Origin of the sequence: Streptomyces laculatispora (assembly GCF_017353455.1) — a bacterium.
GTDB classification, from domain to species: Bacteria; Actinomycetota; Actinomycetes; order Streptomycetales; family Streptomycetaceae; genus Streptomyces; species Streptomyces laculatispora.
On record NZ_JAFMPZ010000408.1, the window covers coordinates 1 to 8,320 of the forward strand.

Below are 8,320 nucleotides of genomic sequence, written 5' to 3' on the forward strand. Positions count from 1 at the left end.
ACGGACGGCCGCCGCCGCAGCGGCCGTGGGCGTCCGTCAGCCGCCCTTGACCGACGAGATCCTGATCCGCTATCTGACGTACTTCCACACATCAGGCTTCCTGCCTGCTCCGGGGGTATCGGCCACGCCTTAGCCTGCACCGGCACCTCCTGCGCCGCAAAGGCGTGACGCGCCGCCCGGGCCGACACCCGAACGGCGCGTCACGACAGGGCGAACGTCGCCCAACCCGGCACTGGCTTTAACTGCGGTACGTCTCCAGGAGCCGCAGCCAGATCTCACTGATCGTCGGGTAGGCAGGGACCGCGTGCCAGAGCCGTTCGATCGGGACTTCGGCCGCGACCGCGATCGTCGCCGAGTGCAGCAGCTCGCCGATACCGGGACCCACGAAGGTGACGCCGAGCAGGATCTCCCGGTCGAGGTCGACGATCATGCGGGCTCGGCCCCGGTATCCGTCCGCGTACAGGCCGGCACCCGCCACCGCTCCGAGGTCGTGGTCGACGGCCCGGACCCGGTGGCCGGCCCGCTCCGCCTCGGCGAGAGTGAGGCCGACCGAGGCGGCCTCCGGATCGGTGAAGACGACCTGGGGAACGGCGGCGTGATCGGCGGTGGCCGCGTGGGCGCCCCAGCGGTCGGTCTCCAGCCGCGCGACACCCTGGGCACGGGCGGCGATCGCGGCTCCGGCGATGCGGGCCTGGTACTTGCCCTGATGGGTCAGGAGCGCCCGGTGGTTGACGTCACCGACGGCATAGAGCCAGTCGGTGCCCTCGACCCGGCAGCTGTCGTCCACGGTGAGCCAGGACCCGGGCTTCAGGTGCACCGTCTCCAGTCCCAGGTCGTCGGTGCGCGGGGCGCGGCCGGTGGCGAAGAGGATCTCGTCGGCCTCGATGCTCTCGCCGCTGTCGAGTCCGACGGTGACCGGTCCAACCGGGGCCTGGCGCCGTACGGAGGCGGCCGAGACGCCGAACCGGATATCGACTCCGGCGCCGGTCAGCGCCTCCGCGACCAACTCACCGGCGAACGGTTCCATCCGGGGCAGCAGCCCCGTGCCGCGGACCAGCATGGTGACCTCGGCACCCAGGGCGCCCCACACGGTGGCCATCTCCACACCGACCACTCCCCCGCCGACGACGACGAGCCGACCGGGCACCTCCTTCGCGCTGGTCGCCTCACGGCTCGTCCAGACAAAGGCGTCGGCGACTCCGGGCAGATCGGGTACCACGGCCCGGCTGCCGGTGCACACGGCGACGGCGTGCCGGGCGGTGAGCCGGCGTTCCGTGCCGTCGGGTCCCGTGACGGAGACCGCCTTCGTACCGGTCAGCCGGCCGACGCCCCGGTAGATGTCCGCGCCGATGCCCTCCAGCCAGGCCACCTGTCCGTCGTCCTTCCAGTGCGAGGCGAACGCGTCCCGGTGGGCGAGGACGGCCGCGGTGTCCAGCGGGCCCTGTACGGATCCGCTGAGGCCGGGCACGCGGCGGGCGTCGGCGCGGGCGACGACCGGGCGCAGCAGGGCCTTGCTCGGCATACAGGCCCAGTACNNGCGGACCGGGCCCGGTCCGCCACGTTCTCACCCACCGGACCTGCACCGATGACCACGACGTCGTACTCAACGGGCTCCACAGCATGTGTCATGAGGACCATCTTGGTCGTGGGTGTGCGCGGCGGCCACAGGGGCAGGCGGAATAGTGCAAGCACAGGCACCGTTGTCCGGGGACACGTCCGCTCGGGCACAGGAAGAGGTAGCAGAGCATGAGCACCGTAGAGCTCACCAAGGAAAACTTCGATCAGGTCGTCAGCGAGAACGAGTTCGTCCTGATCGACTTCTGGGCTTCCTGGTGCGGCCCGTGTCGGCAGTTCGCTCCGGTCTACGACTCGGCGTCCGAGCGTCACGCAGACCTGGTCTTCGCCAAGGTCGACACGGAGGCGCAGCAGGAGCTGGCCGCGGCCTTCGAGATCCGGTCGATCCCGACGCTCATGATCGTCCGCGACAACGTGGCGGTCTTCTCGCAGCCGGGCGCGCTGCCCGAGGCCGCGCTGGAGGACGTCATCGGCCAGGCCCGGAAGCTGGACATGGACGAGGTCCGCAAGTCCATCGAGGACGAGCAGAAGGACCAGAAGTAGGCACCTCGCGGACGCCTGGGGAACGGGTCGGGGCCCGGCCGTCGACGGCCGGGCCCCGACCCGTTCGCTTCTTCCGGCGGCTTCACCCTTCGGCGTTCTCCTGCGCGCCGTTGTCCTGCGCACCGCTCTGCGCGCCGCGCTTCTGCGCGATCCGGACCGAGAGTCCGTAGTCGAGTTCCGAGCCGTCGACCAGCAGGGCCTCGACGGTGTGCGTCGACGGGTCGATGTCCGCCACCATGCCGTCGCCGGAGTAGCGGGGGTAGCCCGACTCGCCCGTCTCCCCGGTCGCGTCCACGATCGCCGACCGGATGGTGTTGCCGGGGCCCCCGGTGCCGGGGCCCGAACCCTTGGCGTCAGAACCCTTGGTGTCGGTGAACGCGGGGACCAGCAGGATCTCGTAACTCTGCGGATGGCTCATGGTCATGACGCTAGGCAAGGGATGTCCGCCGCGCACGTTGCCGCGCTGGCGGGCCGGCTCAGCTCGATTCCCGGTGGACGGCCCGCGCACTCAGCAGGTCGTGCCGCTCGGGTTCCCTCCCGGGGTGCCGCACCAGACGGTCGACCAGATCGGCGAGCGGCTGCACCGTGTCCAGTTCCATGCGTACGCTGCTGAGTCTGGGCCTCAGCAGCCTCCCCAGCATCAGATCGTCCGCGCCCACCACCGCGGTTTCGCCGGGGACCGTGATGCCCGTGTCCTGCAGTGCCCGCATCAGGAGCATCGCGTAGATGTCGTCGTAGGCGAAGACGGCGTCCAGGCCGAGTAAGCGCCAGCGGGCGGCGAGCGCGGTGGCCGATTCCTCGTCGTGGCGCAGCGGCAGCGGTTCGATCCGGGCCGTGCCGGCGGCGGCCTGCCGGGCGCCGGCGAGCCTGGGTTCGGCGAACAGCGCCAGGCCGGGTTCCTCGGGCATCACGACGCCGATCCGGCGCCGGCCGCGCTCCAGCAGATGCCGGACCGCACAGTCACCGACTTTGCGCTGGTCCATGATCAGGGCGTGGGCGCCCGCCACCGGCCGCGGTCCGAGCGTGATCACCGCCTTGGCGCCGGAGCGCCGGAGCACGGCTGTGCCCTGCGGGGCGAGGGGGACGGAGCCGGGCACGATGACGGCGGCGGGCCGGAGCTCGGCCCAGGCGCGGGCCGCTTCGTCGGCGTCGAGTCCCAGGGAGCCGTACTGGACCACGGTGTAGTCGAGGCGGCGCAGTCCGGATTCCAGCTCGTGCAGGAAGCGGTGGTGCAGTTGACCGGAGGGGAAGTTCCCGGTGGGCAGCAGCACCATGCGGGAGTGTCCGGCGCGCAGGCTCCGGGCGGCCGCGTGCGGTACGTAGCCGAGTTCGGCGGCCGCCTCCCGCACCCGGCGGCGGGTGGGATCACTGATCCGTACGGCCGCGTTGTTGTTCAGTACGTACGACACGGTGGCCCGGGAGACCCCGGCGAGCCGCGCCACATCGGCGCTGGTCGGGACGGGGCCTTCGGCGGGCTGCTCGGGTAACTGACTCATGGCGTCGGGCAGTCTTACAGACCCGTTCGGTCCGGGTGCGCTCCGGCCCCCGTACCCGTGGTGCGAACCTCAGGCCGAGGTTCGCACCGGGGCGGACGGCCCCGCCCGGTCCGTCCGGGTGCCGGCTGGTCGGACGCCGTTCGGCGGCCCGTTTCGCGGACCCGCTCCACGCGAGGGGCCGTGCAGGTTCTACGGTGTTGCGATGACCATCCAGCACCGCAGCGACATCAATGACGGCTCGGCCGACTTCCCCGGCCGCAGCGGTCCCGGCGCCACTTCCCAGGCCGACCCGCACGACGTGGGCCCGGTCCGCGCCTCCTACGCCCCCGACCGGGACGGCGACCCCGACCCCGGCGAAATCGTCTGGACGTGGGTGCCGTTCGAGGAGAACGACGGACATGGCAAGGACCGCCCGGTCCTCGTCGTGGCACGTGAGGGGGCGGGCACGCTGCTCGCCGTACAGCTCTCCAGCAAGCAGCACGACCAGGACCGCGAGTGGGTGGCGCTGGGCGCCGGGCCCTGGGACAGCTCGGGGCGCCCGTCCTGGGTCGATCTGGACCGGGTGCTGCGGGTGCACGAGGACGGGATGCGGCGTGAGGCGTGTGCCCTGGACCGGGACAGGTTCGATCTGGTCGCCGGGCGGCTGCGGGAGCTCTACGGCTGGAAGTGAGGTCTCTGCGGCCCGCCACGTCCACGGGCACCCCCGTGCGGCCGTGACGGGCCGCGGACCCGAACGGCTCAGGCCGGCCACGCCGGATGACGTCGAAGCCTATGGCTCAACATCAGCGTGAGGGTTGGGCCGTAATCTCGAACACACAATCGAAGGCGGCCCTGGTGGGCGATTTGCCGTCGCGGTCGAGGATGCCGAGGACGACCTGTTCGAAGTGGCCCGCGAACCGGCCGCCGTCGGTGAGCAGGGTGCGGAACACGCCCGCCACCTCGGCCGGATCATTCTGGAACACGCCGCAGCCCCAGGCGCCCAGCACCAGCCTGCGGTATCCGCGCACTGCCGCGACCTCCAGCACCCGTTCGGCCCGCGAGGCGAGCGCGGCGGGGATGAGGTGCGCCGACCGGGGAGCAGTGCGGCGGATCACCCCGGCGTTGGGGGCGGGCGAGGTCAGGAATCCCGCCGTGTACGGGGTTTCGAGCAGCCGGCCGCGGTCGTCGCGGAAGACCGGCACGCCCGGTGAGTGAATGACCCGGTCGGTGTAGAAGGCGCTGCGTTCGGCGCGGTGGTGGGCGTAGTACTCCGGGGCCCTGCGCAGCGTGGCGTACAGCGCGGAGCCGCGGCACAGGGCCTCCTCCTGCGCCTGCGCCCCGTTGAGGTATCCGCCCCCGGGGTTGCGGGCGGAGGCGTAGTTCAGGACGGCGACCTTGCCCGGCCGCTCGCCGGTCATCCGGGCGGCCGCCTGCAGGCTGCTCTCGCCGGTGACCTCGATGACCGGTGTGCGGTCACGGTCCAGTGACGCCACCGGCACCGGCTCGGGGCCGTACAGCCTGGTCCCCGAGAGGGCGGCTGTCAGCGCCCGTTCGATGCTCACTTCTCGCCCTTGCGGCGTGCGGTAGAAACCCGCCTCGACAATGGACTCGGTCTCGCGCGCGATACCGCGCAGCCGGGCGCTCACCGGCCCTCCCCCTTATGGTGCATACGGGGCATGATCGACGCCCCCACGGCTTGGACGCAACCGAATTTCCGAAGCGCAGGGGCACTCTTGTGTGAACTCGCGGCAGGGGTTTGGGTAGAACCGACGCACCGGAAAAGGAGGCCCGGCATGTCACCCGACACACCCGGCGGCCACGGTCCGCCCGGTCACTCCCCGCCCCTCGGCGAGGTCGAGGCGGAGGACCTACTACGCGGCATCTGCTTCAAGACGGGACCGCCGCGCATCGTGGGGGTCGAACTCGAATGGCTCCTGCACGATCGCGACCACCCGCGCAGTCCCGTCCAGCACGACCGTCTCGAAGCGGCCGCGACGGCCGTCCGGGCGCTGCCCCTGAACGCCGCGGTCACCTTCGAACCCGGCGGCCAGCTGGAGCTCAGCTCGCGCCCCGCCGATTCCCTCATGGCGTGCGTCAATGACACCGCCGACGACCTCGTCGCCGTACGTGCCGCGCTCGGCCGGCTGGGTCTCACTCCGGTCGGAATCGGCGTCGATCCCTGGCAATCGCCGCGCAGACTGCTGCGCGAACCCCGCTACGACGCCATGGAGACCGCCTTCGACCGGTGGGGACCGGCCGGCCGCGCCATGATGTGCACGACCGCGTCCGTCCAGGTCTGTCTGGACGCCGGTGAGGAGGAGCCCGGTCCGCTCGGCTACGGGCGGCGCTGGCAGCTGGCCCATCTGCTGGGTGCGGTGCTGGTGGCGGCGTTCGCGAACTCGCCCTTCCAGCAGGGCAGGCCGACGCCGTGGCAATCGACGCGTCAGTCCCTGTGGACCGACCTCGACCCGCTGCGTACGCTCGCCCCCGCCGGTCAGCTGCCGCCCCGCGACGCCTGGGCCTCGTACGTCCTGGACACGCCGGTCATGTGTATCCGCGGCGACGCCGGGCCGTGGTCAGTGCCGGAGGGGCTCAGCCTGCGGGACTGGATCCGGTCCGGGGTGCCGCGGCGCCCGGTCCGGGCCGATCTCGACTACCACATCACCACGCTGTTCCCGCCGGTCCGTCCGCGCGGACACCTGGAGCTGCGCATGATCGACGCGCAGTCCGGTGACGACGGGTGGCTCGTGCCGCTCGCGGTCACCACTGCCCTGTTCGACGACCCGGAGGCCGCGGAAACCGTGTACCGCACCGTCAAACCACTGGCCGAGACCGCGGGGCCCCTGGCCGCTCCGCGCAATCCGCTCTGGCTCGCTGCCGCCCGTGACGGACTGGCCGACCCCGAACTGCGGGTGGCGGCCACCGCCTGCTTCGAGCTGGCCCTGGAGGCGCTGCCCAGGACGGGCGCGACCCAGGCGGTGCAGGACGCGGTGGCGGGCTTCCACGACCGATACGTCGCACGGGGCCGATGCCCTGCCGACGATCTCCGGGCGCTGCTCGCACCGGACCGGACGGGTGGCCGGTACGACCCGGAGGGGACCCTCTCATGACCGACTCCCCCGCACCTTCGCCCGGACCGCAGAGCGCGGACACCCAGGACGCCGAGGTGCTCCGTGAGCGCGCCGTCGCCGCGCTCCTCGCCGCGCGTGAGCGCACCACGCTCCTCACCGACAGCGTGGACGAACATGAACTCACCGCTCAGCACTCACCGTTGATGTCGCCACTGGTCTGGGACCTCGCGCACATCGGCAATCAGGAAGAGCTGTGGCTGCTGCGCGACGTCGGCGGGCGGGAGGCGATGCGGCCGGACATCGACGGACTGTACGACGCCTTCGAGCATCCCCGGGCCGCCCGCCCCTCCCTGCCCCTGCTGGCTCCCGCCGAGGCCCGTTCGTACGCGGCCGAGGTGCGCGGCCGGGCCCTGGACGTGCTCGGTTCCACGCCGCTCGGAGGCCGCCCGCTGCTGCGGTCCGGCTTCGCCTTCGGGATGATCGCGCAGCACGAACAGCAGCACGACGAGACCATGCTGATCACTCATCAGCTGCGGACGGGGCCGGCCGTGCTCAGTGCCCCGGAGCCCCCCGGGGCCACCGACGCGGCCGCGCTTCCCGCCGAAGTGCTGGTTCCTGGAGGCCCGTTCACGATGGGCACCTCGACCGAGCCATGGGCTCTCGACAACGAACGCCCGGCGCACCGGCGCGAGGTGCCCGGGTTCCTCATCGACACCGCCCCGGTCACCTGCGCCGCGTACCGGGCGTTCATCGAGGACGGCGGCTACACCGAGCAGCGGTGGTGGACGCCCGAGGGATGGGCGATGGTCCGTGAGCACGAGCTGAAGGCGCCGCTGTTCTGGCACCGGGACGCCGGTCAGTGGCTGCGCCGCCGCTTCGGCGTGACCGAGCCGGTACCGGCGGACGAGCCCGTGCTGCACGTCAGCTGGTACGAGGCGGACGCGTACGCCCGCTGGGCCGGACGCAGGCTTCCCACCGAGGCCGAATGGGAGAAGGCGGCCCGCCACGACCCCGCCGCCGGGCGCTCCCGGCGCTATCCGTGGGGCGACGAGGACCCGACGCCGGAGCGCGCCAATCTGGGCCAGCGCCATCTGCGGCCCGCCCCCGCCGGGGCGTACGCCGCCGGCCGGTCCCCGTCCGGCGCGGGGCAGTTGATCGGCGACGTGTGGGAGTGGACGTCGAGCGACTTCCTGCCCTATCCGGGATTCGCGCCGTTCCCGTACCGCGAGTACTCGGAGGTGTTCTTCGGTCCCGGGCACAAGGTGCTGCGCGGTGGGTCGTTCGCGGTGGACGCGGTGGCCTGCCGGGGTACGTTCCGCAACTGGGACCTGCCGGTCCGGCGGCAGATCTTCTCGGGGTTCCGCACCGCGAGGGCTACCTGATGTGCCGTCATATCGCCTACGTGGGGCCGCCGGTGCCCCTGGGCGAGGTGCTGACGCAACCCGCGCACTGTCTGGTGCGCCAGTCCTGGGAGCCGCGCCGGCAGCGGTACGGGACGGTCAACGCGGACGGTTTCGGCGTCGGCTGGTACGCGGACGGGGACCCGGTCCCCGGACGCTACCGCCGGCCGGGGCCCGTCTGGGGCGACCGGACCTTCGCCGATCTGGCCAGAGTGGTGCGCAGCCACGCCCTGCTCGCCGCGGTCCGGGATGCCAC

General features: G+C 72.2%; 8 protein-coding genes and 1 pseudogene. 5 read left to right on the top strand and 4 right to left on the bottom strand.

Going from position 1 to position 8,320, the window contains the following annotated elements; genetic code table 11:
• Positions 1 to 238: 238 nt before the first annotated feature.
• Positions 239 to 1,629: pseudogene (locus J1C73_RS20655) on the bottom strand (dihydrolipoyl dehydrogenase family protein).
• A gap of 117 nt (positions 1,630 to 1,746) precedes the next feature.
• On the opposite strand from J1C73_RS20655, the gene trxA reads away from it, so the two are divergent.
• Positions 1,747 to 2,118, top strand: coding sequence for a thioredoxin (gene trxA / locus J1C73_RS20660; RefSeq protein ID WP_123464970.1), 372 nt, complete (start codon positions 1,747 to 1,749; stop codon positions 2,116 to 2,118).
• An 82-nt stretch (positions 2,119 to 2,200) separates the two neighbouring features.
• Here trxA and J1C73_RS20665 read toward each other — a convergent pair whose 3' ends face one another.
• Complete coding sequence (locus tag J1C73_RS20665) at positions 2,201 to 2,542, bottom strand: hypothetical protein (protein ID WP_207317722.1); 342 nt, start codon at positions 2,540 to 2,542, stop codon at positions 2,201 to 2,203.
• A 52-nt stretch (positions 2,543 to 2,594) separates the two neighbouring features.
• Positions 2,595 to 3,614 carry a LacI family DNA-binding transcriptional regulator gene (locus J1C73_RS20670; protein ID WP_207317723.1) on the bottom strand — a complete coding sequence of 340 codons (1,020 nt, stop codon included), beginning with the start codon at positions 3,612 to 3,614 and terminating at the stop codon, positions 2,595 to 2,597.
• Positions 3,615 to 3,816: 202 nt separating this feature from the next.
• Between J1C73_RS20670 and J1C73_RS20675 the strand changes: the two genes are divergently transcribed.
• Positions 3,817 to 4,284 carry a type II toxin-antitoxin system PemK/MazF family toxin gene (locus J1C73_RS20675; protein WP_207317724.1) on the top strand — a complete coding sequence of 156 codons (468 nt, stop codon included), beginning with the start codon at positions 3,817 to 3,819 and terminating at the stop codon, positions 4,282 to 4,284.
• A 112-nt stretch (positions 4,285 to 4,396) separates the two neighbouring features.
• Here J1C73_RS20675 and J1C73_RS20680 read toward each other — a convergent pair whose 3' ends face one another.
• Positions 4,397 to 5,239, bottom strand: coding sequence for a TIGR02452 family protein (locus J1C73_RS20680; protein WP_207317725.1), 843 nt, complete (start codon positions 5,237 to 5,239; stop codon positions 4,397 to 4,399).
• 147 nt (positions 5,240 to 5,386) lie between these two features.
• Between J1C73_RS20680 and egtA the strand changes: the two genes are divergently transcribed.
• The 3 genes from egtA to J1C73_RS20695 form a co-directional block, all read left to right on the top strand.
• Complete coding sequence (egtA, locus tag J1C73_RS20685) at positions 5,387 to 6,703, top strand: ergothioneine biosynthesis glutamate--cysteine ligase EgtA (RefSeq protein WP_207317726.1); 1,317 nt, start codon at positions 5,387 to 5,389, stop codon at positions 6,701 to 6,703.
• Positions 6,700 to 8,046, top strand: a complete 1,347-nt coding sequence (gene egtB / locus J1C73_RS20690; protein WP_207317727.1) for an ergothioneine biosynthesis protein EgtB — start codon at positions 6,700 to 6,702, stop codon at positions 8,044 to 8,046. Before egtA ends, egtB begins: the two co-directional genes overlap by 4 nt.
• Positions 8,046 to 8,320 (top strand): class II glutamine amidotransferase domain-containing protein (locus tag J1C73_RS20695; RefSeq protein WP_504743998.1); only part of this gene is annotated, 275 nt, incomplete at its 3' end. The genes egtB and J1C73_RS20695, both read left to right, overlap by 1 nt.

Bases quoted from the DNA above. Each gene is read 5' to 3' on its own strand.
- trxA (WP_123464970.1), top strand. From the start codon at position 1,747: ATGAGCACCGTAGAGCTCACCAAGGAAAACTTCGATCAGGTCGTCAGC.
- J1C73_RS20665 (WP_207317722.1), bottom strand. From the start codon at position 2,542: ATGACCATGAGCCATCCGCAGAGTTACGAGATCCTGCTGGTCCCCGCG.
- J1C73_RS20670 (WP_207317723.1), bottom strand. From the start codon at position 3,614: ATGAGTCAGTTACCCGAGCAGCCCGCCGAAGGCCCCGTCCCGACCAGC.
- J1C73_RS20675 (WP_207317724.1), top strand. From the start codon at position 3,817: ATGACCATCCAGCACCGCAGCGACATCAATGACGGCTCGGCCGACTTC.
- egtA (WP_207317726.1), top strand. From the start codon at position 5,387: ATGTCACCCGACACACCCGGCGGCCACGGTCCGCCCGGTCACTCCCCG.
- egtB (WP_207317727.1), top strand. From the start codon at position 6,700: ATGACCGACTCCCCCGCACCTTCGCCCGGACCGCAGAGCGCGGACACC.